The sequence below is a fragment of the Pandoraea bronchicola genome (genome assembly GCF_902459805.1).
GTDB lineage: Bacteria > Pseudomonadota > Gammaproteobacteria > Burkholderiales > Burkholderiaceae > Pandoraea > Pandoraea bronchicola.
The window spans coordinates 11,845-36,921 of record NZ_CABPST010000016.1; the positions used below are offsets into that span (position 1 = coordinate 11,845).

A 25,077-nucleotide genomic window follows, 5' to 3' on the forward strand; every position below is an offset into this window, starting at 1 on the left:
CTCAGGCAGTCGCAGGCACCGCGCCCAGAGGCGCGAGCGGTCGGTATTCGTTGGCTTGCGCGCCATCGATGCGTGCTTGCCACGGATCGGGCAGCCCATCGAGCGAGAAAAGCAGCCGCTCATAGAGTGCGCGACGATTGGCCGCATCGTTCACCACGCGTTGCTTCACGTAATCCAGCCCCACGCGCTCGAGGTAGTGCACCGTGCGGTCGAGGTAATAGGCTTCCTCGCGGTAGAGCTGCAGGAAGGCCCCCGTGTACTCCTTGACCTCCTCGGCCGTCTTCACCTTGACGAGGAACTGCGCCACTTCGGTCTTGATGCCGCCATTACCGCCGACATACAGTTCCCAGCCCGAATCGACGGCGATCACGCCCACGTCCTTGATCCCCGCTTCGGCACAGTTGCGCGGACAGCCCGAGACGGCCAGCTTCACCTTGTGCGGCGACCACATGTTCGCCAGCATCGTCTCGAGATCGATGCCCATCTGCGTGCTGTTTTGCGTGCCGAAGCGGCAGAACTCGCTGCCCACACACGTCTTCACCGTGCGGATCGACTTGCCGTAGGCGTGTCCCGACGGCATGCCGAGATCGCGCCAGACACTCACGAGGTCTTCCTTTTTGACGCCGAGCAGATCGATACGCTGGCCGCCCGTCACCTTCACCATCGGGATCTGATACTTGTCCGCCACGTCGGCGATACGGCGCAGTTCGCTCGCGTTCGTCACGCCGCCCTTCATCTGCGGGATGACGGAGAACGTGTTGTCCTTTTGAATGTTGGCGTGTACCCGTTCGTTGACGAAGCGGCTTTGCGGATCGTCGAGCGCTTCCTTCGGCCACGTGCTCAGCATGTAGTAGTTCAGTGCAGGACGGCACGTCGCACAGCCGTTCGGTGTGCGCCATTCGAGGAAGTCGAACGCGGCGCGGTGGGTCGTGAGGTGATGCTCGCGCACCGCGCGGCGCACGTCGGCATGCGAGAGGTCCGTGCAGCCGCACACGGCCTTTTCCTTCGGCGCGGCGTCGTAGGTCGAGCCCAGCGTGCTCATCAGAATCTGTTCGCACAGCCCGGCACACGACCCGCACGAGCTGGCGGCCTTGGTGTGCTTCTTCACTTCGTCCAGCGTGAACAGACCCTTCTCGGTGATCGCCTTGACGATGGTGCCTTTGCACACGCCGTTGCATCCGCAGACTTCATCGCTATCGGACATGGCCGAGGCGCGGTTCTGCCCCTGCGTGCCGACGTCACCCACACTCGACTCGCCGAACATGATGCGCTCGCGCAGCTCGCCCAGCGCGCGCCCTTCGCGCAGCAGCTTGAAGTACCAGGCGCCGTCGGCCGTGTCGCCATACAAACACGCGCCCACGAGCTTGTCGTCGCGAATCACGAGCTTCTTGTAGACGCCGCTCGCCGGATCGGACAGCACGATTTCTTCGGTGCCTTCACCGCCGAGAAAATCGCCCGCCGAAAACAGGTCGATGCCCGTGACCTTGAGCTTCGTCGACAGCACCGAGCCGCGATAGCTGCCGATGCCCATGAGCGCGAGATGGTTGGCGCAGACCTTGGCCTGTTCGAATAGCGGGGCCACGAGACCGTAGGCCACACCCCGGTGGCTCACGCATTCGCCCACGGCGTAGACGCGCGGATCGTAGGTTTGCAGCGTATCGGACACGACAATGCCGCGCGAACAGTACAGCCCCGCCGCTTCCGCAAGCGTCGTATTCGGCCGGATGCCTGCGGCCATCACGACGAGGTCGGCGGCGATTTCCTCGCCGTGACTGAACTGCACGGCTCGCACAGCGCCATGACCGTCATCGAGAATGGCAGACGTCTGATGCGACAGCCGGAACGCGAGCCCGCGCGCTTCGAGCGACTGCTGCAAGAGCTTGCCTGCCGTGCTGTCGAGCTGACGCTCGAGCAACGTGTCAGCCAGATGCACAACGGTGACGTCCATGCCACGCAACTTGAGACCGTTGGCCGCTTCCAGCCCGAGAAGCCCTCCGCCGATCACGACCGCATGACGCTTCACGCGCGCCGTCTCGATCATGATCTCGGTGTCGCGAATGTCGCGATAGCTGATGACGCCGTCAAGATCCTTGCCCGGCACCGGCAGGATGAACGGGCTCGATCCGGTGGCGATGAGCAGACGATCGTACGGGGCTTCGGTGCCGTCGGCACAGCGCACCACGCGGCGCGGCCGGTCGATCTGCGTGACCTCCTTGCCCAGATGCAACGTGATGCCCTTCTGGGCATACCAGTCGAGTGGATTGAGCACGATGTCGGCGAACGCCTGCTCGCCCGCGAGTACCGGCGAGAGCAGGATACGGTTGTAGTTCGGATGCGGCTCGGCGCCGAACACGGTGATGTCGTACTGATGCGGCGCAATCTCCAGCAACTCTTCAAGCGTGCGGATGCCCGCCATGCCATTGCCGATCACGACCAGACGAGGTTTGCGCATGCTGTCTTCTCCTGTTGCAACGCGTGCAGCGCCCGAAAAACAAAACGGCGTCCGTCCGTGCCGAAGCACGGAGGGACGCCGTTGTCCTGTGGGTACGTCGCAGGCGATCCCGCCTGACGTCGCACCTGAATTCGTTGCCGGCGACGCCTTTGCCGCTGGCCTTTACGCTAACGCAACAAGCGTGCCAACCATGCCGCCACTATCGGCAAAGCATTGCCCGGTAAGGCAGAAGAGGAGAAATGTCTATGGGAAACACCCGAAAGTCTGGCGAAACCTGCTGCACCGCAGCAGTGCAAGATGGTCCGGCGCCCACTTTACGCGCACCACGATGAGGCGCTTGAGCGCGCCGCCGATGGCGTATGCCCGCTCACGTGCGCACCCGCATTGGCCAGCAGACGCACACGGTCGATCAACGCCAACAGCGCAGTGGCGGCCACGGACGCGACGGACGCCATGGCGGCGAAGGTCCGCCGGAAACTTGTCACGCTGAACGGTGTGCCCCCCGCCAGATAGGCCGACAAACCGATGGAGGGCTGAGAGAGTGCCACGCCGAAGGCGCGGGCCATGGCGGGCAGTGACTGGGCAGGTTCGGACACGACGGCTCTCGGGGGCAGCGAACGCCAGCGAGTGTATTGCAGCCACCGCGTCGCCGCTGCCCGATGCCGGCCGTCCGGAACGTCAATCGTCCTGCATGAGCGCGCGGCCGATAATCAGTTGCTGAATCTGTGTGGTGCCCTCGTACAGACGCAACAGACGCACGTCGCGATAGAAACGCTCGACCTTGTACTCGTTGATGTAGCCCGCGCCGCCGTGTACCTGAACGCCGCGATCGGCCACGCGGCCGACCATTTCCGTACAGAACAATTTGGCGCACGACGCCCGCATGCTGACGTCGGCATCGCGCTGACCTGCGGGCTTCGCGTCGTAGCGCGCGGCGCAATCCTGCACCATCGACCATCCTGCATAAAGTTCGGCCTGACTGTCGGCGAGCATCGCCTGCACGAGCTGGAAGTCACCGATGCGCTGCCCGAACTGCTTGCGCTCGCGCGCGTACGCCACCGCCTCGTCGAGAATCCGCTGTGCCATGCCGCACGAGAGCGCCGCCACATGCAAACGTCCGCGGTCGAGCACCTTCATGGCCGTCTTGAAGCCCTTGCCCGCCTCGCCACCGATGATGTTCGCCGCCGGCACACGCGCACCTTGCAGCACCACGTCGCAGGTCTTCGTGCCGCGCTGGCCCATCTTCTTGTCGGGCTTGCCGAGCGACAGTCCCGGGGTGTCGGCCGGCACGATAAAGGCCGAGATGCCGCCTGCCCCTTCGCCCCCGGTGCGCGCCATCAGCGTGAAGGCCCCGGCGCGCGGCGCGTTGGTAATGAAGCGCTTCACGCCATCGATCACGTAGGTGTCGCCGTCGAGTATGGCGCGCGTCTTGAGGGCAGCCGGGTCCGAGCCCGCGTCGGGCTCCGTGAGCGCGAACGACATGATCAGATCTCCGCTCGCCACGCGCGGCAGCAGATCGCGTTTTTGCGCCTCGGTGCCGTCCATCAGAATGCCCTGCGAGCCGATCCCGACATTGGTGCCGAACACCGAGCGGAAAGCGAGCGACGTCTGGCCGAACTCGTAGGCCACGCGCACTTCCTGCGCCATCGACAAGCCAATGCCCCCGAACGCCTCGGGAATCGACAGGCCGAACAGCCCCATCTCCTTCATTTCGTCGACGATGCCGGCGGGCACTTCGTCGTGCTCCTCCACGTCGTTCTCAGCGGGCACCAGCCGCTCGCGGATGAAACGTTGCACTGCCGCGAGCAACAGCTCGAACGATTCGCTATCCAGTCCCTTCGATGTCATTTGCCGTCCGTCCTCAAGGCGTATTACCTGTCGTGCCCGCGTGAGATGTCTGAAGCATCTCTCGGAGCTTGAATTTCTGTATCTTACCCGTGGGTGTGGTCGGCAGCGCATCACGCACTTCGAGCCGCTCGGGCCAATACTGCCGTGCCACTTTGTGCGACGCGAGGAAACCGGTCAACGCCGCGAGATCGATCGACTCACCGGCACGCGGCACCACCATCGCGCATGCGCGTTCGCCCAACCGCTCATCGGGGTAGGCAACGATCGCGACTGTGGCAATCGCAGGGTGCCGGTACAGCAGCGCCTCGATCTCGACCACGGGGATGTTCTCGCCGCCGCGAATGATCACGTCCTTGCTGCGCCCCGCGATGCGCACATAACCGGTCGCGTCCAGCCACGCCATGTCGCCAGTGTCGAACCAGCCGTCATCGTCGGTGCCGTTCCACTGCGCACGCTTGAGGTACCCCCCGAAGTTGGAGCACGCGCGCACGAGCAACCGCCCCGTTTCGCCGACGGGCAGATCGCTGTTCTGCGCATCGACCACTCGCAACTCCACGCCGGGCAGCGGGCAACCGTCTGTCGTCGAGGCGCGGGAATCGTCGTCTTCGAGCCGCGTCAGGGTGACCGCGCCGTTCTCTGTCATTCCCCATGCCGAGACGATTTTCGCACCGAGCACGCTGCGCGCGCGCTCGACGACAGGCCCGGGAATCGGCGCACCGGCGCACAGGAACGCGCGCAGACTGGGTACGGTCTCGCCGCTGGCCGCTACCGCCTTCGTCAGGTCGGTGAGGAACGGTGTCGATGCCATGGTGAACGTCACGCCGTGCTCGCGGATCAGCCGCACGGCGTTGGCCGGATCCCAGACGTCGAGCATCACTGCGCTCGCCCCCAGAATGACCGGCATCATCAGTCCGTACATGAAGCCGGTCTGGTGCGCGAGGGGCGAGCCCATCAGAATCACGTCGTCGCGGCCCAGGCGCATGCGCTCCGCATAGGCAAGAATGTTCGAGAACGTGGTGTTCGCGGTATGCATCACCCCTTTGGGCTCACCGGTCGTGCCGGAGGTGTACATCAACTGCATGACATCATCCGGATGCGCTCGCCCCGCCTGCATGGCGGCTCGCTCGGCATGCGAAGCGGCAGGTTCGCCCGCCATGAGTACGGCGTCAAAGCTGTGGTCGGCCAGGCTGTCTTCGCCGACCACGATCACATGCGACAGGTCAGGCAGATCCCGTTGCAGCGTCCGCGCCATTGCCGCGTGATCGAAGCCGCGAAACTGGTGTGGCACGACGAACACCTTCGCCTCGCCGTGGCGCAGCATGAACGACAACTCCCGCTCACGAAAGATGTGCATCAGCGGATTGAGCACCGCACCGATTCGTGCGCAGGCCAGATACGTCACCGCGAACGGCCAGCCGTTGGGCAACTGGCAGGCAACGACATCGCCCCGGCCCACGCCGCGGCGCATCAGACCCAGCGCTAGACGCTCGGCGGCATCGGCAAGCGCGGCGTAGGTCAGGCGCAGGGTCTGTCCGGTGGCCGACGACACCGCCGTCAGCGCGACCTTGTCCGGCGACGCTGCCACGGCAGCATCGAGTGCATCGTTGATCGTGCGTTCGGGCCACCAGCCGCGTGCCGCACTCTGCTCGCGCCTCGGGGGAAGCAATACCGCATCGAATTCCATTGCATCGTCTCCTGTGCTGTCGCATCGTTCGTATCGTTATGGTCTTTCGCCTGCCACCGCCCACATCAGCGTCGTCAAATCGGCACCGCCTCCCTGCCCGCCCGAGCACGGGCGATGATCGTCTTCATGATCTGAGCCGTGCCATCGCCGATCTGGAACCCCAGCACATCGCGCAGTCGCTGCTCCATCACGCCTCGGTCGTAGCCACCGTGACCGAACATGAGCAGACATTGGTGAATCGTGTCGTAAGCGAGCTTCGGCCCCCACCATTTGCACATCGCCGCTTCGGCACTGTGCGGCAGGCCCCGGTCCTTGAGCCAGAGCGTCTGCAGACAAAGCAGTCGTGCCGCCTCGACTTGCGTGTCGAAATCCGCAAGCGGATGCGACACCCCCTGAAATGCGGAAAGCGGCTTGCCGAACGCTTCGCGCTGGGCCACGTATTCCCACGTCTCGTCCAGCGCCGCCCGTGCGACGGCCAGCACTTGCAAGCCGATGAGTGCACGCGAAAAGTCGAACCCCTGCATCACCTGCACGAAGCCCTTGCCAGGCTCGCCGAGCACGTGGTCGGCGGGAATCCTCACGTTCTCGAAGAACAACGAGCCGCGCCCGATGGCACGCTGACCATGACAGTCGAAGCGCTGCCGCGTGACACCCGGCAAGTCGAGCGGCACGAAAAACGCCGAGATGCCGCGCGCGAGGTCGGACACCTCCCCGGTTCTGGCGAAGACAACGGCCGCGTCTGCCTGATCTGCCGCCGAGATCGATGTCTTCTCGCCATTGAGCACGTAATGCGAGCCGTCGAAGTCGGCGCGCATCCGCAGGTTCGCGGCGTCCGAGCCGCCGCGAGGCTCGGTCAGTGCGATGGCCAGCAGCGCCTCACCCCGCGTGAGCTTCGCGAGCCAAGGCGTCACCACTTCCGGCTTGCCATGCTCGGCGAGAATCTGACCGTTGAGCGACGCCAGCAAGTTGACGTACGACATGCTGAGATCGGCGCGCGCGACAGCCTCGTGTATGACCCCGGCCGCCAGACGGCCCATGCCCTGACCGCCGTAGACTTCCGGCAACTCAGGGGCAATCAGCCCCATTTCCCCCATTTCGCGCATGAGCGCGCGGTCCAGCACGCGCGTCATGTCGCGCGCCTGAAAACCGGGTGCGATGCGTGCCTGGGCAAAGCGCTGCGTGTGTTCGGCCAGCGCCAAGAGATCGTCATCGAGATACGGATTGAGCATCGCGGGCTGCCTCGCTTATTTGGCGTACTTACGGAAGTCGGGTTTGCGCTTTTCCTGAAATGCACGCACGCCCTCGCGCGATTCTTCCGTCTCGTAATAGAGCTTGAGCGCATACATGCCCATGCCGGCGATGCCGGCCTGTTGCGCCGTGTCCATATTGAAAGAGCGCTTCGCGATGGCGATGGCGGTCGGGCTGCGCTCCATGATCTCGTCGCACCACTTCTGCACCTCGGCATCGAGCTGCTCATGGGGCACGACAGTGTTCACAAGCCCCATCGCCAGCGCCTCGGCCGCTGTATAGCGACGGCACAAGTACCAGATTTCGCGCGCCTTCTTCTCACCGACCACGCGCGCTAGGAACGCCGTGCCGAAGCCGGGATCGACCGAACCGACCTTCGGCCCAACCTGGCCGAATACCGCTTTCTCAGACGCAATCGTGAAGTCGCACAATGTGCAGATCACGTTGCCGCCACCGATGGCGTACCCCTGCACACGGGCGATGACCGGTTTGGGGACGTCGCGAATCGCGTTATGCAGCTCTTCCATCGGCAGGCCGATGGTGCCGCGCCCGTCGTACTGCCCCTCATGCGCCGACTGGTCGCCGCCGGTGCAAAACGCCTTCTCGCCCGCACCGGCAAGCACGATGCTGCCGATCTCCCGGTCGTAGCCCGCCTTGTTGATCGCGTGGATCAGTTCGTCACAGGTGCGCCCGCGAAACGCATTCATCTTGTCCGGACGGTTGATGGTGATCCACGCCGCGCCGTTGCGTACGTCATACAGAATGTCTTCGTAGTTCATTGCCTTGGTCCTCGCCGCTGGCCGATTGACGGTAGGCCGTATGCGGCATCGTCGTGATGGAAAGGTCAGCCGTTCATCGTGAGACCGCCCGACACGCTCAGCACCTGACCGGTGACGAACGCAGCGTCGTCGCTTGCAAAGAAGGCGATGGCACCGGGCAGGTCGCCCGCCTGGCCGATGCGGCCCAGCGGAATCGCCTTCGTGAACGCCTCAACCAGCTTCTCGGGATTTCCTGCGCCTTCCTTATAGTCAGCGAAGAGCGCAGTGTCGGTCGGCCCCGGGCACACCACGTTGACGGTGATGCCGTGACGCGCATGCTCCCGAGCGATCGTCTTCGAGAACGCCACGATCCCGCCCTTGCATGCCGCGTAGACGGCTTCGCCGGACGAGCCGACCCGCGCAGCGTCCGATGCAATGTTGACGATCCGTCCGCTGCGCCTCGCCACCATCTCGGGTAGCACCGCGTGATGCATGTGCAGCGCGCCGACCAGGTTGATGGCGATCAGCCGTTCCCACTCGGCGGGTTCCGTCTTGGTGAAGGGTTTGAAAATATCCCAGCCGGCGTTGTTGACCAGCACGCTCACCGGTCCGAACGCCTGAGCGACGGCGGCAACCGCCGCGTCGACCTGCGCGCGCACCGTGATGTCACACGCGAATGCTTGCGCCCGCCCGCCCGCCTCGACGATCTCCCCGGCCACGCGCTGCGCCGCCGCCAGATCGCGATCGAACACAGCCACCGCCGCCCCCTCGCTCCCCAGTCGCCGGCAGGTTGCCCCGCCGATCCCGCCCCCGCCGCCCGTCACAATGACGGCCTTGCCTTCGAACCGCTGCATGTCTCGCCTCCAGAGTCGCCGACGGGCGCGGTATCCTTGCTGACCTCTCGGAAACGCCATCCGTCGATTAAATTACGTCAATATGTTGACGTATACTAGACATCAGATCGACGATGCGCAAGCACGCGAACGTGGAGTAATCGATATGGAAAACCCTAATAAAAACGTAGAAATTGCGCGCATGGAGTTAGCCAACCGGCTATTTTTCCGTTTGTATCAATGCGCAAATATGTTGCATAAAACGGGCACGCGCGCCGTCGAGAGCCTTGGGCTGACCACGCAACAGTGGGCCGTTCTGGGCGCACTGTCCCGGCCAGAAGTCCCTGACGGCATGAGCGTGGGCGACCTGGCGCGCTACCTGATGGTGAGCCGTCAGAACCTGTCAGGCCTGATCAGCCGCATGGAGCGCGACGGCCACATTGTCAGCACACCGGACGGACGCGACCGGCGCTCGCGCCGCATCACGATGACCGAGCACGGGCACCATGTCTGGCACCGCGAGGCCGTGCCGCGCATTCATGACTACTACGGCAAGGCGCTGGACGAGTTCTCGACAGGCGATATCACTCACACCCTGCACTACCTGCTGAAATTGCTCGACAACATGAAACAGATCGACGAGGCGTCAGGGTCGATCGAGGCGACGGACGCCCCCGACACGGCGGACGCCACACAGGCATGAAAGGCGCGCCGGGGCCCAGCCTCCGAAAATAAAACGGGCGCCAGCCACCGGAGGCGTCCGGCCAGATAGCGCCGGCTCAGCCACCGAATCGCGTGCAAGCCCTTGCCGGGCCTGCCTCAGGGCGAATCACGCCACCTCACGCAACAAGGCATTAACTAGCATCCTAATTATTAGTTAACATATAATCCATTTCCATGACCTCCCTGGAATCGCTACGCTTCATCTTCACCAGCCACCTGCTGCTGGCGGGCAAGCAATGGCGTCAGATCTCGCAGGGCGCGATCGTCGAATACGGAATTTCCGCGGCGAGCGCCGGCCCATTGCTGTTCATCCGCCGTCTCGGCCAGGGTGTGCGTCAGGTCGAGCTTGCCGAATACGCCGGGCTCGAAGGTGCGTCGCTGGTGCGCCTGCTCGATCAGTTGTGCGCCGCCGGACTCGTGCTGCGCGAAGTCGACGCCAGCGACCGGCGCGCCAACGCGCTGCGGCTCACGCAGGCCGGCGAAGCGCTCGCAGAGAAGCTCGAAATCGAACTCAGCCAGTTGCGCGCGAAGGTTTTCGCGAACATCCCGCGCGAGGATTTCGAAGCGGTACTGCGCGTATTCGAAGCCATCTCCAACGTGGCGAGCCCCGATGTGGGCATCCTCACGATGGAGCCCCCGACGAAGTAAACCGTGTTCAACTGGCCATCCTCACGCGACTGGATTTTCTCGATCAAGGCATTCGCCGCCTCGATGCTGGCGCTGTACATTGCACTGGCGCTCGGCTTGCCGCGTCCGTACTGGGCGATGGCCACGGTCTACATCGTGTCGCACCCGCTCACCGGCGCCACACGCTCCAAGGCGTTGTATCGCGTGCTCGGCACGCTGCTCGGCGCCGCGGCGTCCATTGCCTTCGTACCCGCGCTCGTCGACACGCCTGAGTTGCTCATGGCGGCCGTCGGACTGTGGACCGGCACACTGCTCTATATCTCGCTGTTGCATCGCTCGCCGCGCAGCTATGTATTTCTGCTCGCGTCGTACACACTGCCGCTGATTGCCTTGCCGGCAGTCGGCACGCCCGACGTCATCTTCGATATTGCCGTTGCGCGCGCCGAGGAGATCATTCTCGGCATCATCTGCGCGAGCGTTGTCGGCGCCGTGATCCTGCCCACGAGCGTGGCCAAGGTATTGCACGACCGCTCGGCCCGCTGGCTCGCCGACGCGGCGCGCTGGACGACCGACATGCTCTCGGCCGACCCCGAGGGCAAGGCAACGCGCCACATGAGCCGTCACCGCATGGCGGCCGACATTCTGGCGCTCGACCAATTGATCAGCCAGCTTTCATACGATGCCGACACGTCGGAGCGCGTGCGCGACGCACAGGAATTGCGCGGCCGCATGAGCATGATGATGCCGGTGCTCTCGACGGTGGCTTCGCTCGTTCAGGCCTTGCGTGAGCACCCGAAGGGGGCGCCTGAAGCACTCGAAGCGAAGATGGCGGATGTGGTGGCATGGCTGCGCCGCGGCGCGCCGTCGCCCGCCCCGGCCCACCTGTTGCGTCCACCGCAATCGGCCGGCGAAGCCTCTGACTGGTATGGCGCGCTGGTCGCGGCGACCGAAGACCGTCTGCGCTCGCTGGTGCAGCTCTGGCAGGACTGCGTGTCGCTGCAACGCCGCTTCGGCCAGGGTGATGACCACGACAACGGCCGCGAATGGAAACCCGCATTCCTCCACTGGGAGCTGGGCGGCGCACGCCATTACGACCACGGCCTGCTGTTGTTTTCGACCGTTTCGGCCGCGCTGTGCACGTTCCTCATGGGCATGGTGTGGATCTATACCGGCTGGAACGACGGCGCTGCCGGCGTCTCGCTCGGTGCCGTGGCTTGCTGTTTCTTCGCGGCGATGGACGAGCCCGCGCCGTTCATCCGTTCGTTCTTCTGGGCCACAGCCGTGTGCGTGATATTCGCGGCCGTTTACGTGTTCTTCATCCTGACGAATGCGCACGACTTCGGCCTGCTCGTCGCGCTGTTTGCCGTTCCGTACCTGCTGCTCGGCACGCTCATTCCGCAGCCGCGCTTCACGATGGTGGCCATGCTCGTGGCGGTCAACACGGCGAGCTTCGTCGGCATTCAGGGCGGCTACAGCGCCGACTTCCAGGCGTTCTTCAACGGCAATATCGCCGGTCTGGCCGGCGTGCTGTTCGCCTTGCTCTGGACGTTGCAGACACGTCCGTTCGGCACGCGCGTGGCGATGCGCCGCCTGATTCACTCGAGCTGGCGCGACATTACCAAGAACGCACGCGGCCGCTCGGTGGCCGAACATGGCCGCCTGCGCGCGCGACTGCTCGACCGGCTCGGCCAACTGGTGCCGCGTCTGGCCGCGAGCGAGAGCGAGACGTCGAGCGATGGCTTTACCGAAGTGCGCGTCGAACTCTCGGCGCTGGCGTTGCAGCGCGAGCTGCCGCATCTGAATCCGTCGCAGCGCAATGCCGTCGAGGCTGTGCTCACCGACGTGGCGCGCTTTTATCAGGCGCGACTCGACGAACAGGCGAGCGAGCCCGATACCACGCTGCACGACAAACTGCTGGGCGCGGTGCGCTCATTGGTGGCCCATAGCGATCAGCCGTCGCGCAGTGCGCGCGCGTCGCTCATGGACATCCACGTCGCGCTGTTCCCGGCCACACGTTCCGGAAGTCTCCAATGAGTGGTGAGATCGATATCTACGGCGTCTTCGTGCCGACACTGCTGGCCCTGATGGTCGTGGCTTTCGTGGTGACCGGCGCGCTGCGCTTCGTGCTGGCTCGCATCGGCTTTTACAGGCTTGTCTGGCACCGTTCGTTATTCAACCTTGCTGTGTACATCATCGCGCTGGGCGGCATCGTCGCCATCGCGCGCGCTTGCCAACCATGAAACTGAAACTTCGCTCTCTCGGCCCCGTCGTGCTGACGCTCGCGGTATCTTGCGTCGCGCTCTTCGTGCTGCTGCATCTGTGGGACTACTACACCGTTGCCCCCTGGACGCGCGACGGACGCATCCGCGCCGACATCGTGCAGGTCGCCCCCGACGTGTCGGGCCTCATCACCGACGTCGAAGTCAAGGACAACCAGCAGGTGCACCGCGGCGATCTGCTCTTCGTGATCGATCGTGACCGCTACACGCTCGCGTTGCAGCAAGCCGAAGCCAACGTCGCCGCGCAGCGCGCCACGCTTGCGCAGGCCCGCCGCGAAAACGCGCGTAACCATCAGTTGACGGAAGTGGTGGCCAAGGAAGTGATCGAGGCCGGCCAGGCCAAGGTCGAGTCCGGCGAAGCCGCCGTGGCGCAGGCCGAGGCAGCCGTGCGACTCGCGAAGCTCAACCTTGAGCGCACGCGCGTCCTCGCGCCTGCCGACGGCTACCTGAACGACCGTCTGCCGCGGGTGGGCGACTATGTCAGCACCGGCCGCCCGGTGCTCTCGATGGTCGACGCCAACTCGCTGCACGTGGAAGGCTACTTCGAAGAAACCAAGATGCGCGGCATCCACATCGGCGACAAAGTCGAAGTGCGGCTGATGGGCGAGCAGCATGTGCTGCACGGTCACGTGCAAAGCATCGTCGCCGGGATCGAAGACCGCGATCGTACGAGCGGCGCGTCGATGCTGCCCAACATCAACCCGACCTTCAACTGGGTTCGTCTCGCCCAGCGCATTCCGGTGCGCATTGCGCTCGACGATGTTCCCAAAGACATGCGCCTGGTTGCCGGACGCACCGCGACCGTCACCGTCGTGGAAGGTCAGCAGGGCAAGTCCGGAGAATCGAAACAGGCCGGCGCGACATCCACGACGCTGGCTGCCGCCCACGACACCCGTGCTCAACCGGGAGCCCGGCCGTGAGCACACGATTCCTTCTGATGAGCGCCGTGGCAGCGGCCGCTGCGCTCGTTGCCGGATGCACGACTGTCGGCCCCGACTACCAGTTGCCCGCAAACTCGGTGATGCGCTCGCCCGAAGCGAATGGCCCCATTGCGAACGCAACGCAACGCGCCGTTTCGATTGGCGCCGTGCCCGACGACTGGTGGCAACTCTACGACGACCCCAAACTCGACGCACTCGTGAAAGAGGCCCTCGCCGCCAACACGAACGTTCGCGTGGCGCTTGCCAATGTGCAGCGTGCGGTGGCGATGTATCACGAAGTCGAGTCGGAGAATCTGCCGCAGGGCGGCATGGAAGCCAACGTCGGCCGAGCCCAGCTCTCCGGCGAGAGCTTCCTGAAGGAAGAAAAGCTGCCGGTGGTCAATCTGGCTGCGGCGGCACTGTCTGTCTCCTATCAGATCGACTTCTTCGGCAAGTTGGCCCGTGCGGATGAAGCGGCCCTCGCCGCGGCCGAAGCCAGTCAGGCCGCCCTCGACGTCGCCCGTGTGAGCGTGGCCGCCGAAACGGTGCGCGCCTATGTGCAAAGCTGCGCGGCCAATCACGAATACGACATCGCCAACGAGCAGTTGGCGCTGCAGGAAAAGAGCGTGGCGATCACGCGCAAGCTCGTCGATGCCGGTCGCGATCAGCCGACCGATCTGTTGCGCGCTCAGGCGCAGGCCGACACGTTGCGCGCCGCCCTGCCGCATTTCCAGGCGCAGCATGAAGCCGCCACCTACCGGCTGGCCGTGATGCTCGGCAAGGTGCCCGGCGCGCTCGACGCGAGCGCCGCGCAATGCCGCCGCATTCCTCAACTCGGCCAACCGCTGCCGGTCGGCGACGGCACAGCACTGCTCAAGCGCCGCCCCGACGTGCGCCAGGCCGAGCGCGAACTGGCGTCGGCCACGGCAAAGATCGGTGTCGCCACGGCAGACCTCTATCCGTCGATCCGCCTTGGTGCCTCGATCGGGGCAAGCGGGGTACTGGAACACTTCGGGCAAGGCCGCACGGAGCAATGGACCGTAGGGCCGATGATCACCTGGTCTCTGCCGACCAACGGGGTGCGCGCCCATATCAAAGGGATGGAAGCGGGCGCAGACGCCGCGCTCGCCCATTTCGATGGCGTGGTGCTGAAGGCATTGCAGGAAACGCAGACGTCCCTCTCGGCCTACACGCGCGAGTTGCAGCGCGACGACGCCCTGCGCGACGCACGCGACAAGTCTCGCGCCGCCGCCGAACAGAACCATAAGCTCTATCAGGCAGGCCGGGCGCCGTACCTGACCAGTCTCGACGCCGAACGCACGCACGCCAGTGCCGAGGCAGCCCTGGCCGCCTCAGAGACGCAGGTCGCAATGGATCAGGTCAATCTGTTCCTGGCACTGGGCGGTGGGTGGCAATCGAGCGCCGCGCACGACAAGACGTCGCTGGCCGAAACCCGTGCGACGCCGGAACACGGCAGCACGACCTCCGCATCGACACCGTCGACCCATTGACTCATTGCCCCAGAAACACACAAGCCCCGTCGGGAACGAATCCTCGGGCGGGGCTGTGGTATGTGACGCGCTACGGCGCCGGTAGGGCTGATTCGCGCGGCGCGGGCGAGGCTCGATGGTAAGCCGGGCGGGCCGTCGGCGAATCGGGAACTGCTATCGATAACCGCAATGGTTATCGCGTTGCGAGCATTGCCACTCAGTTGGCAACCGGCGCTTGCTTTGCGCCCGCCTGGTTCTGGGCTTCGATCTTGGCCGTCAACTGCTGCAACTGAATCGACTGCTCGTAGGTGTACGGGAAATTGAATTCCGTCACTGGCGAGAGGCCGAGTTCTCGTGCAGCTTGCAACTCAGCGCGCACATGGGCGCGAGTGACGCCGCCCGTTTGGCTCTGATCTGCCGCAAATGCCGAGCCAGCAGCCATCGTCAGCCCAACGAGCGCGACAGCGGTCAACAGGTTCTTTTTCATGGAAAACTCCTTTTATCGTTCATATGACGCTCATGGACTCGAAAACCGCTAACCGATCAGTTTTCGCCATGAGTAAATTATAGTTTTCCCTTACTAATGAGCCAGCCCTAAAGCGACAACACACTGTTTCGGAAATGCTGTGAAATTCAGCCAGATTCAACGCCCAAATGGCATGAAAATGGCGAATAAGCGGATTGAAACGACGCCAATCTCTCGAAGATCGCGTTATTTCACTGGATGAAAAGTGGTCGGCGTTGACCCGGGGGAGAATCGCGGACAAGCGCCGCCTCGCGAGCGACCGGAAAGCGTGCTCACGAGAAGGCGGTAAAGCGAGGCAGCATCAGGGCGAAATCAGCCCGCTGCTGATCGCGGCGGCAATGGCCTGATGCCGGTTGACGGCACCGAGCTTGCGCTTGGCGTTATTGATATGAAACGTCACCGTGTGCTCGGATATCTTCAGAATCAAACCGATTTCCCACGCCGTTTTACCGCGCGCCGCCCACAATAGACTTTCGATTTCACGCGGGCTGAGCTTTCCGGCGCTGCGACTCGCCACCCACTGCATGTCGAGTTGCTGAATCGCCTGGTGAAAATACACCGCTGTCAGATAGATCTCTCCGAGCATGCGCGCCTCATGCTCGGCCGATTCTTCGGGTGAGCGCGCCGTCGCAGCGCTGAAGATCGCGCGTTCGCCGGCCGCTCCGTAGATAGGAATCGACACCCCGGAGCCGAGACCGTGCTCGCGGGCATCCGCGAAGATGGGGTGGGGTCGCTTCTGCGAGAGGAAAGTGCGCCAGAGTATCGGCAGCGGCGACAAATTTGCGGCGATCAGTATCGGATCGACTTCGGCATAGCCCGCGTTTTGATAACGCTCAATCCATGCCGCCGGAAATGTCGTGAAAATATGCCGGCTCGGCATTCCCTGCGCCGAAATCCACTGATCTTCAATCTGAAATGCTGCGGCCTCTCTTTCCCGGCGCGGCAGCAGCGGCGCATAGAACAACGCGTCATAACCCAGTGCGCGCGTCAGATTCTGAAACTCTGCGTCGAGTGCCTCGACCGAGCGGGCACCAAGCAGCCCTTCATATCGGTAAAGATGATGATGCATTGCGAGTTGCACGTTTCTTAATAATGAAAACGAATTGCCGAGATTCGCGCATTGTAGTCCTAGCTTTGTGGTTTGCGGGCAGTAATTTTTCTGAATAAAACGCGCCATTTTTTACGTGGAGTGCCAATCATTTCCCCATTGCAAATTATGCGGCGCTGCCCAATGCTTCCAAAGCTGAGAGCACTTTGCGCAGCCCGGGTGTCAATGGCTTGTCCTGGCGCACGACAATGGCCAGCGTTCTCGATAGTTCAGGGGCAAGTGTGGAAATGCGCAATCCACGGCGGTAGTGCGCAGCATTGACCGACATGCGCGGCACGATGCTGTAACCCAATCCCGCCGCTACCATTTCCTTGATCGCTTCGATGCTGCCCAGCGCCATGACCGGGCGCACGCGCAATCCGGCTTGCAGGAACCACTCATCGATCAACAGCCTTGTGCTGCTCCCTGACTCGAACGCCACCATCGGCGCGGCGGCGAGCGTCTGTGGCGTCACCTGCGTCGCCCAGCCCTGATCGCCAGCCGGCGCGATGGCGACGAACTCGTCGCGCAACACCGGCGTGATGTGCAGGCTGCGCCCCGCTGCGGGCAACGTGACGAGACCGATATCCAGCCGGTTCTCCGTTACCGCGCTCACCACGTCGTCGGTGTTCCCGGTACTCACGCGAATGTCGAGCATCGGATGACGCTTGCGCATCGCACGCAACATCGGCGGCAACAAATGAATACAGGCCGTTGCGCCAGTACCGATCGCCACTTCGCCCGCCACACCGCTCGCGTGGCTCGACAACGCCTGCAGGGCGTCTTCGACGGCCGCATCGATGCGACGCGCATGCTCGAGCAGCGCCGTGCCGGCAGACGTCGGCTTGAGCCGTTTGCCTACGCGCTCGATCAACCTGACTTTCAGCCGCTGCTCAAGTTGGCGAACCTGCAGGCTGACCGCCGGTTGCGACAGATCGAGACGGGCGGCAGCCGCAGAGAAACTCCCGGCGTCGACGACTTCGGAAAACGTGTGAAGCTGATCCAGATTCAGACGGCGCATCTCAAAGTTTTCCTTATGAGCTGGATAAGATGCCAAGACTTTACCAAGAGATGACGCCGGCGCACCATGCCGATCTTGTCTTCGCGAACCGGTCCCGAGGCGTCATCGCCACCTCTCCTTCTGCCATGCCCACTGTCATCACGCTCGGCCTCGCGCAACTGATCAACTGGGGGGTGAGCTTCTATCTGCCCGGTGCCTTCGCGTGGCGCATCGCCCAATCGACCGGATGGCCGCCGACCTGGGTATTTGCCGGCCCCTCGCTCGCCATGCTCGTCATGGCTGCGGTTTCTCCGCTGTCGGGCCGCTGGCTCGAGCGCCTGGGCGGACGCCGTGTCATGTGCGCCGGCACGCTCATATGCTCGGCGGGCTGTGCAACGCTTGCCACCAGCACGACACTCGTACAGTGCTATGCGGCGTGGTGCCTGCTCGGCATCGGCATGCGTCTCTCGCTTTACGACGCCGCGTTCGCGACGCTCGCGGCCCTCTACGGGCCTGCGGCGCGCCGGCCAATGACACAAATCACGCTCATGGGGGGATTGGCGACGACCGTCTTCTGGCCGTTGGGCAATTGGCTAGGCGATACGTGGGGATGGCGAATCGGTGTTTTCGTGTACGGCGTCATCGGTCTGCTCGCCTGGGCGCTGTTGCGCAGCCTGCCCCCGACACCCTGCCGGACGCTGTCCGCCAATGCGCAGCGTCAGACGCGCTCGCCGCTGCCGTGGACGCCCGGGCTGCTATACGGTGCCGTCATGGCGCTGGCAGCGATTCTGTCGTCGGGGCTGGCAGCCCACCTGACGTCGCTGCTCGGCGCTCACGGTCTGCCGGTCGGGCTCGCCGCCCTGTGGGGATTGGGACAGGTATGCGCACGCACGCTCGAATGGCTCCAGCCGCGTCAGGCAAGTGCGATCAAGCTCAACCTCGTGGTCGGTTGCGGACTGCCCCTCTGCTTCGCGCTGGGACTGGCCGGCATGTCATCCGTGTACGTCGCAGGCGTCTTCATCTTTACGTATGGCGCATTGAACGGTCTGGCCACGCTATTGCGCGCCAGCCTGCCGCTCGAACTCTTCGCGCACGACGCCTACGCGCATGCCTTGGGCACCCTGCTCACGCCCGCGTTTGCCCTGTCTGCCGCGGCCCCGTGGGCGTATGCCGTGGTGCGCGAGCACTGGGGCGATACCGCGATTCTCAGGGTCTCGTTCGTTATCGGTCTGCTGATGGCTGGCGTGGCATTAACGTTGCGGCGTCTGGCGCCGCCAGTGCCTGCGCCACAAACGCTTGCAGAAACGCGATCCAGGTCTTGACCTTGGCGTCGAGGTACAGACGAGACGCGTAGACCGCGTACACATTCGTCCCCTGCATCTCATAGGCGGGCAGCACACGCATCAGCGTGCCGCTGCGCAATGCCGGAAGCGCCGAAAGCAACGGCACAGGCCCCACGCCGCAGCCGCTGATCAAGGCCGCCGCCAGCGAATCGGCCGTATTCACCCGCAAGCGTCCCGAAGGCACCGGCAGCCTCACACGGCCGTCCGGTCCTTCGAAATCCCAGTGATCGACCGAGTAATGCGGCGCAACGAGACGCACCTGCGTATGTTGTGCGAGTTCGTCGAGCGATGCGGGGGCACCATGCTTGTCGAGGTATTGCGGCGCAGCGCATAACACCGACGCCATGCGGCAGATGCGTGCCGACACGAGGCCGGAATCGGGCAATTGCGACGTGGCGAGCCGCAGCGAGACGTCGATGTTTTCCTCGAGCAGGTCGGGCACGCGCGACGACAGCAGGAGGTCAGCCTCGACCTCCGGATACTGTTCCAGAAACCGCGCGAGCGCCGGGATCACGAAGACCTGCCCGAAGCTCGCCGGTGCGTGCAGACGCAGTGTACCGGCGGGCGCAGCACTCGCCGCGCCCGCCTCGGCTTCCGAGACATCGACGAGCGAAATGATGTCGCGGCAGCGAGCGAGATAGCGCTTACCCGCGTCAGTGAGCGCCAGCTTGCGTGTCGTGCGATGCAGCAGCCGCGTGCGCAAATGCGCTTCGAGTTCGGACACCGCCTTCGACGCCTGCGGTGTCGTCATGTCGAGCGCGCGCGCGGCACCGGCAAAGCTGGCTGCGTCGGCCACGCGCACGAAGATCCGCATGTTTTTTAAGGTGTTCATGATGCGTGATGATATATGCACGTGCTGCGATATTGGTTGGGATCCGCATGCTCGCGAGGTATCCTGGCGACCCGCTCAGGATCCACCGACACACTTTTTCCGCAGACGAGACATTCGCATGCCCGATACGACCTCCCGCCAAGCCGATCACCCCATCGACCCGCAGTTCGTTGCCCGCTGGTCGCCCCGCGCCTACACGGACGAAACGTTGCCCGAAGCCACCCTGCTGTCGTTCTTCGAAGCCGCCCGCTGGGCGCCGTCGGCGTACAACGCTCAACCGTGGCGCTTTGTGTACGCTCGCCGTGGCACGCCGCATTGGGAACAGTTCGTCGGCTTCCTCAACGAATTCAACCAGAGCTGGGCAAAGCACGCTGCGGCCATCGTCATCGTGATCTCGAAGTCGACGCTGACGCCGCCGGGCAGCGATCAGGAAGTCCCCGCCTCGACGCACGCCTTCGACGCCGGTGCCGCATGGGGCTACCTTGCGTTGCAAGCCTCGCTCTCGGGCTGGGCGACGCACGCAATGGCGGGCATCGAGCACGACAAGATCCGCAATGAACTCGATCTGTCGCCGAAGTACAAGATCGAGGCGGCCATCGCTATCGGGCGCCCGGGCGACCCTGCGACGCTGCCCGAAGGACTGCGCAAGCGCGAAGTCCCGAGCCCGCGTGAACCGCTGTCGAAGATCGCCGCAGAAGGCCGCTTCGCGTTCTGACGCACAGGGGCCATCGCTGTCATCGACCGCGCGGCCTAAAGGAAAACCCCGCCGGATCGCGAGACCCGGCGGGGTTTTTCGTTACCACGAACCCTGCGCCTCACGTCAGGACGCACCGGTCTCCGGCTGCCAGCCGCCGCCCAACGCGCGATACAGCGCGACATGATTGACCAGCATTCGCTGCTTCACGTCGATCAACTGCTGCGCGGCCTGAAACTCACTGCGCTGCGCATCGAGCAGTTCGAGATAACTCGCCACACCGTTGACATAGCGTCGCTTTGCCAGACGCAGCCGCTCACGCTCGCCATCCGACACGCGTTTTTGCGCCTGAAACTGGCGCGTCAACCATTGCTGCGCCGCGAGTGCGTCATCCACCTCGGCAAACGCCGTCTGAATCACGCGCTCGTATGACACGATGGCCATCTCTTTGCGCACGTTCGCCAGATTCAGGCCCTGGATATTGCGGCCGCCTTCGAAGATCGGCACCGTAATCTGTGGCATGAAGGACCACACCCCGGTGCCCGCACTGAACAGATCGGCAAAGCGCGAACTGGCCGTACCGATCTCCGTCGTCAGTTTGATCGATGGAAAGAACGCCGCGCGCGCCGCGCCGATATTCGCGTTGGCGGCGCGCAATTGCGCTTCCGCCCGGCGAATGTCCGGACGGCGCATCAGCAACGACGACGGCAGCCCGGCCGCGACCGGCACGACGAAGGCGTTGTCAAGCGTAGCGGCCGCAACCGGCATCGCGCTGACATCGCCGGTGAGTACCTGCAACGCATGCACGATCTCGCTGCGCTGGCGCTCACGCTCGGCCAGCGCCGCCCGCGCGACTTCGACCTGCGTCGTCTCGGTGTTCAGATCGAGATCGTCGACCAGTCCGCGCTCGGCCCGCAGGCGAATGACGCGAATGCCCTCCTCGCGCGCCGTCAGCACCTCACGCGCATAGGCGATCTGTTCGTTGATGGCCACCAAGCCGATGTAGGACGTCGCCACTTCCGCTACGAGACTCACCTGTGCTGCACGTTGCGCTTCCTCGCTCGCCAGATACTCCTGCAAGGCGGCATCGCGCAAGCTGCGAACGCGCCCGAAGAAATCGAGTTCGAACGCGCTCACACCGGCCGTGGCGCGCAAGTCGTTGGCAACATAACTGCCTGCGGTACTGCTGCTGCCATTCGGCAAGCCAGCCGCGCCGGAGTAGCGCTGACGGGAAAACGCGCCGCCCGCCTGTACGCTCGGCAGCAGATTGGCTGCCTCGATGCCGTATAGCGCACGCGCTTCCTGCACGCGAAGCGACGCCAGACGCAGATCGCGATTCTGGTCGAGCGCGCGGCGAATCAGCGTGCGCAAGCCTGGATCGTTAAACACGTCGGCCCAGTCCGCGTCGGCGTCGAGCGGGTTGGCGAGCGCGAGCCGCCCCTCGCCGGCCGGCGGGGCAGCGTCGTACGTCGTGGGCATCGGGGCCGCCGGGCGTTCATACGTGGGCGCCAGCGTACACCCTCCAAGCAATGCGAAGAGGCACACACCGGCCGCGGATATCCCGCGCACGCGGGGTCGAAACGTCGTCATACCTTCCCCTCGACGGCGGGCGCACCCTCGCGCAACGCGTCCGTACTGTCCATATTCGGCCGGCGCACAAAGCGGCCGACCAGCAGGAAAAACAGGGGCACCAGGAAGATCGCCAGCACCGTGGCCGTTACGATCCCGCCGAGCACCGCCACACCAATGGCCCGCTGCGCGCCCGACGCCGGGCCCGAGGCAATCGCCAGCGGCACCACGCCGAAACCGAACGCGAGCGACGTCATCACGATCGGGCGCAGCCGCAGACGCGCGGCTTCCACCGCCGCATCGAGCCAGGCCATGCCCTGCTTCGTCAGATCGTTGGCGACTTCCACGATCAGAATCGCGTTCTTTGCCGACAGACCGATGGTCGCGATCAGCCCCACCTTGAAGTAGATGTCGTTGGGCATGCCCATCAGGCTCACCGCACCGAGTGCCCCGATCACGCCGAGCGGCACCACCATGATGACGGCCGCCGGAATGGCCCAGCTTTCATAGAGTGCGGCAAGGGCAAGAAACACGACCAGCACCGACAAGGCGAACAGCATGGGCGCCTGCGCCCCCGAGACGCGCTCCTCCAGCGACTGCCCGCTCCACTCATGGCCAATGCCCTTGGGCAGTTCGGCCATCAGTTGCTCCATGCGGGCCATCGCTTCACCGCTGCTCTTGCCCGGGGCAGCTTCGCCCTGAATCGTGAACGACGGATAGCCGTTGTAGCGCTTGAGCTGCGGCGATCCGAGCTTCCACTTGAGCGAGACGAATGACGAGAGCGGCACCATGTCTCCATTGGCATTGCGCACGCGCAGATTGCCAATGTCCTCCGGCGACACGCGCTGCTTGCCGTCTGCCTGCACGATCACCCGGCGATTCTCCGTGCCCAGCATGAAGTCGCCCACGTAGTCGGAGCCGAACATGATCGCGAGCGTCGCGTTGACGTCGTCCATGTTGACCTTGAGCGCTTCCATCTTGCGCCGGTCGATGGCGACGTCGATCTGCGGCACGTCGCCCTGTCCGGCGAAGATCACGTTCTTGAGCAGCGGATCTTGCGCGGCCTTCTGAAGCAGTTCGTCTCGGGCGGCAACGAGCGTGTCCTTGCCCACCCCGGCGCGATCCTGCAAACGCAGGTTGAAACCGTTCGACGACCCAAGCTCCGGCAGCGCCGGGCTGTTCATCGCCATCATCATGCGATCGGGTTGACCGGCGAATTTCTCGTTGACGCGATCGACCACGGCCTGCACGCTGTCGTGCTTCGACGTGCGCTCGTGCCAGTCCTTGAGCGTGACGAACAGCATGCCGCCCCCAGGCCCCGAACCGAACTCATTCCATCCGCCGAGCACGAAGACGTGCTTGACCGGCTCGTCCTTCATCAGATAGCTCTCGATGCGCTTGAGCGCGGTCATCGCTTCGGGCAACGTCGCCCCCTGCGGCTCCGACGCCATCACCATGAAGCTGCCCGTATCTTCCTCGGGAATGAACGCCGAGGGCAGACGCATGAACGCCAACGGCACCGCGATCAGCACGATTGCATAGACCAGGTACGCGCGCCACGGATGGCGCAGCGTCCTGCTGACCGTGCGCGTATAGCGCTCGGTGCCGAGGGCGAACGTCCGGTTGAACCAGCCGAAGAAGCCGCGCTTCTCGTGGTGATCGTGCGCAATCGGACGCAACAGCGTGGCGCACAGCGCAGGCGTGAGCGAGAGGGCAAGGAACGCCGAGAACCCGATCGACACGGCCAGCGTGAGCGCGAACTGCCGGTAGATGTTGCCCACGGCGCCCGAGAAGAACGCCATCGGCACGAACACCGTGACGAGCACGACCGTGATCCCGACGATGGCCCCGCTGATCTGCGACATCGCCTTGACGGTAGCCGCGTACGGCGAAAGGCCCTCTTCGACCATGATCCGCTCGGTGTTCTCGACCACGACGATGGCGTCGTCGACCAGAATGCCGATGGCCAGCACCATGCCGAACATGGTGAGCGTGTTGATCGAATAGCCGAGTCCCAGCAACACGCCGAACGTGCCCAGCAATGCCACGGGCACGACAAGCGTCGGGATCAGCGTGGCGCGCAGGTTCTGCATGAACAGATACATCACCAGAAACACGAGCACCACAGCCTCGAGCAGCGTCATGATGACCTTCTGGATCGAGACCTTCACGAACGACGCGGTTTCATAGGGAATCTGATACGAGACACCGGCGGGAAACAACGCCGATTGCTCGTCCATCACCTTATGCACCGCTTTCATCACCTCTACCGCGTTGGAACCCGCGGCCAGCTTGATGCCCATTGCCGTTGCCGGCATGCCATCCACACGGGACGAATAGCCGTAGTCGGACGCGCCCAACTCCACGCGAGCCACATCGCCCAGGCGAATCGCCGAGCCATCGGCACGCACACGCAGCGGGATGTCGGCAAACGCTTCCGGCGTCGACAAGGCACTGTCCGACACCACGTTGGCGTTGATCGGCGCCGAGGCAGGCGTTGCGCCCGCACCGATATCGCCGACCGTCACGCGCGCGTTGTAGGCACGCACCTTCGAGACGACGTCCGACGCCGTCAGGTCGAGGGCCACGAGCTTCGCGGCATCGGGCCAGATGCGGATGGCCTTTTCGGTCCCCCAGAACTGCACCTGCCCGACACCGGGAACCCGTTTGAGCTGGTTGACGACCTGCGCCGCAGCGAACTCTCCGAGATCGAACTCGCCGATCGCGGGATTGGACGACGCGAGCGTGACCACCATATGGATGTTGTCGGCAGCACGCTCCACGACGACACCGTCGCGACGCACGACCTCAGGCAGCCGCGATTCGACGGTCTTCAGCCGGTTCTGCACTTCCACGGCAGCCAGATCGAGATTGGTGCCCTGACGGAAGGTGAGGTTCACCGACGAGCGGCCGTTTCCGCTGGACGCCGACGTATACATCAGCCCCGGTGCGCCGTTCATCTGGCGCTCGATGAGCGCCGTCACGGAGTCTTCGACCACTTTCGCCGATGCGCCCGGATAGCTGCTCCACACACTGACTGTCGGCGGTGCGATGTCCGGGTACTGCGCGACGGGCAGCGCGCGGATCGCGAGCACGCCCACCAGCGTAATCAACAGGGAGATCACCCAGGCAAAGACCGGGCGATCGATAAAGAAGCGAGCCAT

At 64.2% G+C, this 25,077-nt stretch carries 21 protein-coding genes; 8 read left to right on the top strand and 13 right to left on the bottom strand.

The window, feature by feature from the left end; all coding sequences use genetic code 11:
* Position 1 precedes the first annotated feature (1 nt).
* From nirB to badH, 7 genes are all read right to left on the bottom strand, one after another.
* Positions 2-2,452, bottom strand: a complete 2,451-nt coding sequence (gene nirB / locus PBR20603_RS22010) for a nitrite reductase large subunit NirB (RefSeq protein ID WP_150561590.1) — start codon at positions 2,450-2,452, stop codon at positions 2-4.
* Positions 2,453-2,766: 314 nt separating this feature from the next.
* Complete coding sequence (locus PBR20603_RS22015; protein WP_150561591.1) at positions 2,767-3,048, bottom strand: hypothetical protein; 282 nt, start codon at positions 3,046-3,048, stop codon at positions 2,767-2,769.
* A gap of 82 nt (positions 3,049-3,130) precedes the next feature.
* Positions 3,131-4,300, bottom strand: coding sequence for an acyl-CoA dehydrogenase family protein (locus tag PBR20603_RS22020; protein WP_150561592.1), 1,170 nt, complete (start codon positions 4,298-4,300; stop codon positions 3,131-3,133).
* A 13-nt stretch (positions 4,301-4,313) separates the two neighbouring features.
* The gene (gene aliA / locus PBR20603_RS22025; RefSeq protein WP_150561593.1) at positions 4,314-5,984 is read right to left on the bottom strand and encodes a cyclohexanecarboxylate-CoA ligase; all 1,671 of its coding nucleotides are present in this window, start codon (positions 5,982-5,984) and stop codon (positions 4,314-4,316) included.
* A 74-nt stretch (positions 5,985-6,058) separates the two neighbouring features.
* Positions 6,059-7,213: a cyclohexanecarboxyl-CoA dehydrogenase gene (gene aliB, locus PBR20603_RS22030; protein WP_150561594.1), complete on the bottom strand. Its 1,155-nt coding sequence runs from the start codon at positions 7,211-7,213 to the stop codon at positions 6,059-6,061.
* A 15-nt stretch (positions 7,214-7,228) separates the two neighbouring features.
* Positions 7,229-8,011 carry a 2-ketocyclohexanecarboxyl-CoA hydrolase gene (gene badI / locus PBR20603_RS22035; RefSeq protein ID WP_150561595.1) on the bottom strand — a complete coding sequence of 261 codons (783 nt, stop codon included), beginning with the start codon at positions 8,009-8,011 and terminating at the stop codon, positions 7,229-7,231.
* Between the two features lie 65 nt (positions 8,012-8,076).
* Positions 8,077-8,844: a 2-hydroxycyclohexanecarboxyl-CoA dehydrogenase gene (badH, locus tag PBR20603_RS22040; protein ID WP_150561596.1), complete on the bottom strand. Its 768-nt coding sequence runs from the start codon at positions 8,842-8,844 to the stop codon at positions 8,077-8,079.
* 145 nt (positions 8,845-8,989) lie between these two features.
* On the opposite strand from badH, the gene PBR20603_RS22045 reads away from it, so the two are divergent.
* The 6 genes from PBR20603_RS22045 to PBR20603_RS22070 all read left to right on the top strand — a co-directional run bounded on the left by PBR20603_RS22045 (position 8,990) and on the right by PBR20603_RS22070 (position 14,883).
* On the top strand, positions 8,990-9,526 hold the full coding sequence (locus tag PBR20603_RS22045; protein ID WP_150561597.1) for a MarR family winged helix-turn-helix transcriptional regulator: 537 nt from the start codon (positions 8,990-8,992) through the stop codon (positions 9,524-9,526).
* Between the two features lie 194 nt (positions 9,527-9,720).
* Complete coding sequence (locus PBR20603_RS22050) at positions 9,721-10,194, top strand: MarR family winged helix-turn-helix transcriptional regulator (protein ID WP_150561598.1); 474 nt, start codon at positions 9,721-9,723, stop codon at positions 10,192-10,194.
* 3 nt (positions 10,195-10,197) lie between these two features.
* Complete coding sequence (locus PBR20603_RS22055) at positions 10,198-12,207, top strand: FUSC family protein (protein WP_150561599.1); 2,010 nt, start codon at positions 10,198-10,200, stop codon at positions 12,205-12,207.
* Entirely contained in the window at positions 12,204-12,413 is a 210-nt protein-coding gene (locus PBR20603_RS22060) for a DUF1656 domain-containing protein (RefSeq protein WP_150561600.1), read from the top strand. Before PBR20603_RS22055 ends, PBR20603_RS22060 begins: the two co-directional genes overlap by 4 nt.
* Entirely contained in the window at positions 12,410-13,372 is a 963-nt protein-coding gene (locus PBR20603_RS22065; RefSeq protein ID WP_150561601.1) for an efflux RND transporter periplasmic adaptor subunit, read from the top strand. The genes PBR20603_RS22060 and PBR20603_RS22065 overlap by 4 nt, the downstream gene beginning before the upstream one ends.
* A 17-nt stretch (positions 13,373-13,389) precedes the next feature.
* Positions 13,390-14,883 (top strand): efflux transporter outer membrane subunit, encoded by a 1,494-nt coding sequence (locus PBR20603_RS22070; RefSeq protein ID WP_150561683.1) that lies wholly within the window; start codon positions 13,390-13,392, stop codon positions 14,881-14,883.
* Between the two features lie 196 nt (positions 14,884-15,079).
* Here the strand turns inward: PBR20603_RS22070 and PBR20603_RS22075 are convergent, their stop codons facing one another.
* The 3 genes from PBR20603_RS22075 to PBR20603_RS22085 form a co-directional block, all read right to left on the bottom strand.
* Complete coding sequence (locus PBR20603_RS22075) at positions 15,080-15,349, bottom strand: DUF4148 domain-containing protein (protein WP_150561602.1); 270 nt, start codon at positions 15,347-15,349, stop codon at positions 15,080-15,082.
* Positions 15,350-15,689: 340 nt separating this feature from the next.
* Positions 15,690-16,565, bottom strand: a complete 876-nt coding sequence (locus PBR20603_RS22080; protein WP_150561603.1) for a helix-turn-helix transcriptional regulator — start codon at positions 16,563-16,565, stop codon at positions 15,690-15,692.
* A 37-nt stretch (positions 16,566-16,602) separates the two neighbouring features.
* Entirely contained in the window at positions 16,603-17,496 is an 894-nt protein-coding gene (locus tag PBR20603_RS22085) for a LysR family transcriptional regulator (RefSeq protein WP_150561604.1), read from the bottom strand.
* A 29-nt stretch (positions 17,497-17,525) separates the two neighbouring features.
* Here PBR20603_RS22085 and PBR20603_RS22090 point away from each other — a divergent pair, with 29 nt between their 5' ends.
* Entirely contained in the window at positions 17,526-18,797 is a 1,272-nt protein-coding gene (locus PBR20603_RS22090; protein WP_217425988.1) for an MFS transporter, read from the top strand.
* On the opposite strand, the gene PBR20603_RS22095 is transcribed toward PBR20603_RS22090, so the two are convergent.
* Positions 18,697-19,650 (bottom strand): LysR family transcriptional regulator, encoded by a 954-nt coding sequence (locus PBR20603_RS22095; protein ID WP_150561605.1) that lies wholly within the window; start codon positions 19,648-19,650, stop codon positions 18,697-18,699. The two genes, PBR20603_RS22090 and PBR20603_RS22095, sit on opposite strands and share 101 nt — an antisense overlap.
* Before the next feature lie 118 nt (positions 19,651-19,768).
* Here PBR20603_RS22095 and PBR20603_RS22100 point away from each other — a divergent pair, with 118 nt between their 5' ends.
* Positions 19,769-20,365 (top strand): nitroreductase family protein, encoded by a 597-nt coding sequence (locus tag PBR20603_RS22100; RefSeq protein ID WP_150561606.1) that lies wholly within the window; start codon positions 19,769-19,771, stop codon positions 20,363-20,365.
* A 105-nt stretch (positions 20,366-20,470) separates the two neighbouring features.
* Here the strand turns inward: PBR20603_RS22100 and PBR20603_RS22105 are convergent, their stop codons facing one another.
* A complete protein-coding gene (locus PBR20603_RS22105; RefSeq protein WP_150561607.1) occupies positions 20,471-21,934 on the bottom strand; it encodes an efflux transporter outer membrane subunit in 1,464 nt (487 codons plus the stop codon).
* The gene (locus tag PBR20603_RS22110; protein WP_150561608.1) at positions 21,931-25,077 is read right to left on the bottom strand and encodes a multidrug efflux RND transporter permease subunit; all 3,147 of its coding nucleotides are present in this window, start codon (positions 25,075-25,077) and stop codon (positions 21,931-21,933) included. Before PBR20603_RS22110 ends, PBR20603_RS22105 begins: the two co-directional genes overlap by 4 nt.

Coding starts and splice junctions, on each gene's coding strand:
- nirB (WP_150561590.1), bottom strand. CDS start 2,452: ATGCGCAAACCTCGTCTGGTCGTGATCGGCAATGGCATGGCGGGCATC.
- PBR20603_RS22020 (WP_150561592.1), bottom strand. CDS start 4,300: ATGACATCGAAGGGACTGGATAGCGAATCGTTCGAGCTGTTGCTCGCG.
- aliA (WP_150561593.1), bottom strand. CDS start 5,984: ATGGAATTCGATGCGGTATTGCTTCCCCCGAGGCGCGAGCAGAGTGCG.
- aliB (WP_150561594.1), bottom strand. CDS start 7,213: ATGCTCAATCCGTATCTCGATGACGATCTCTTGGCGCTGGCCGAACAC.
- badI (WP_150561595.1), bottom strand. CDS start 8,011: ATGAACTACGAAGACATTCTGTATGACGTACGCAACGGCGCGGCGTGG.
- badH (WP_150561596.1), bottom strand. CDS start 8,844: ATGCAGCGGTTCGAAGGCAAGGCCGTCATTGTGACGGGCGGCGGGGGC.
- PBR20603_RS22045 (WP_150561597.1), top strand. CDS start 8,990: ATGGAAAACCCTAATAAAAACGTAGAAATTGCGCGCATGGAGTTAGCC.
- PBR20603_RS22050 (WP_150561598.1), top strand. CDS start 9,721: ATGACCTCCCTGGAATCGCTACGCTTCATCTTCACCAGCCACCTGCTG.
- PBR20603_RS22060 (WP_150561600.1), top strand. CDS start 12,204: ATGAGTGGTGAGATCGATATCTACGGCGTCTTCGTGCCGACACTGCTG.
- PBR20603_RS22065 (WP_150561601.1), top strand. CDS start 12,410: ATGAAACTGAAACTTCGCTCTCTCGGCCCCGTCGTGCTGACGCTCGCG.
- PBR20603_RS22070 (WP_150561683.1), top strand. CDS start 13,390: ATGAGCGCCGTGGCAGCGGCCGCTGCGCTCGTTGCCGGATGCACGACT.
- PBR20603_RS22075 (WP_150561602.1), bottom strand. CDS start 15,349: ATGAAAAAGAACCTGTTGACCGCTGTCGCGCTCGTTGGGCTGACGATG.
- PBR20603_RS22080 (WP_150561603.1), bottom strand. CDS start 16,565: ATGGCGCGTTTTATTCAGAAAAATTACTGCCCGCAAACCACAAAGCTA.
- PBR20603_RS22085 (WP_150561604.1), bottom strand. CDS start 17,496: ATGCGCCGTCTGAATCTGGATCAGCTTCACACGTTTTCCGAAGTCGTC.
- PBR20603_RS22090 (WP_217425988.1), top strand. CDS start 17,526: ATGCCAAGACTTTACCAAGAGATGACGCCGGCGCACCATGCCGATCTT.
- PBR20603_RS22095 (WP_150561605.1), bottom strand. CDS start 19,650: ATGAACACCTTAAAAAACATGCGGATCTTCGTGCGCGTGGCCGACGCA.
- PBR20603_RS22100 (WP_150561606.1), top strand. CDS start 19,769: ATGCCCGATACGACCTCCCGCCAAGCCGATCACCCCATCGACCCGCAG.
- PBR20603_RS22105 (WP_150561607.1), bottom strand. CDS start 21,934: ATGACGACGTTTCGACCCCGCGTGCGCGGGATATCCGCGGCCGGTGTG.
- PBR20603_RS22110 (WP_150561608.1), bottom strand. CDS start 25,077: ATGGCTCGCTTCTTTATCGATCGCCCGGTCTTTGCCTGGGTGATCTCC.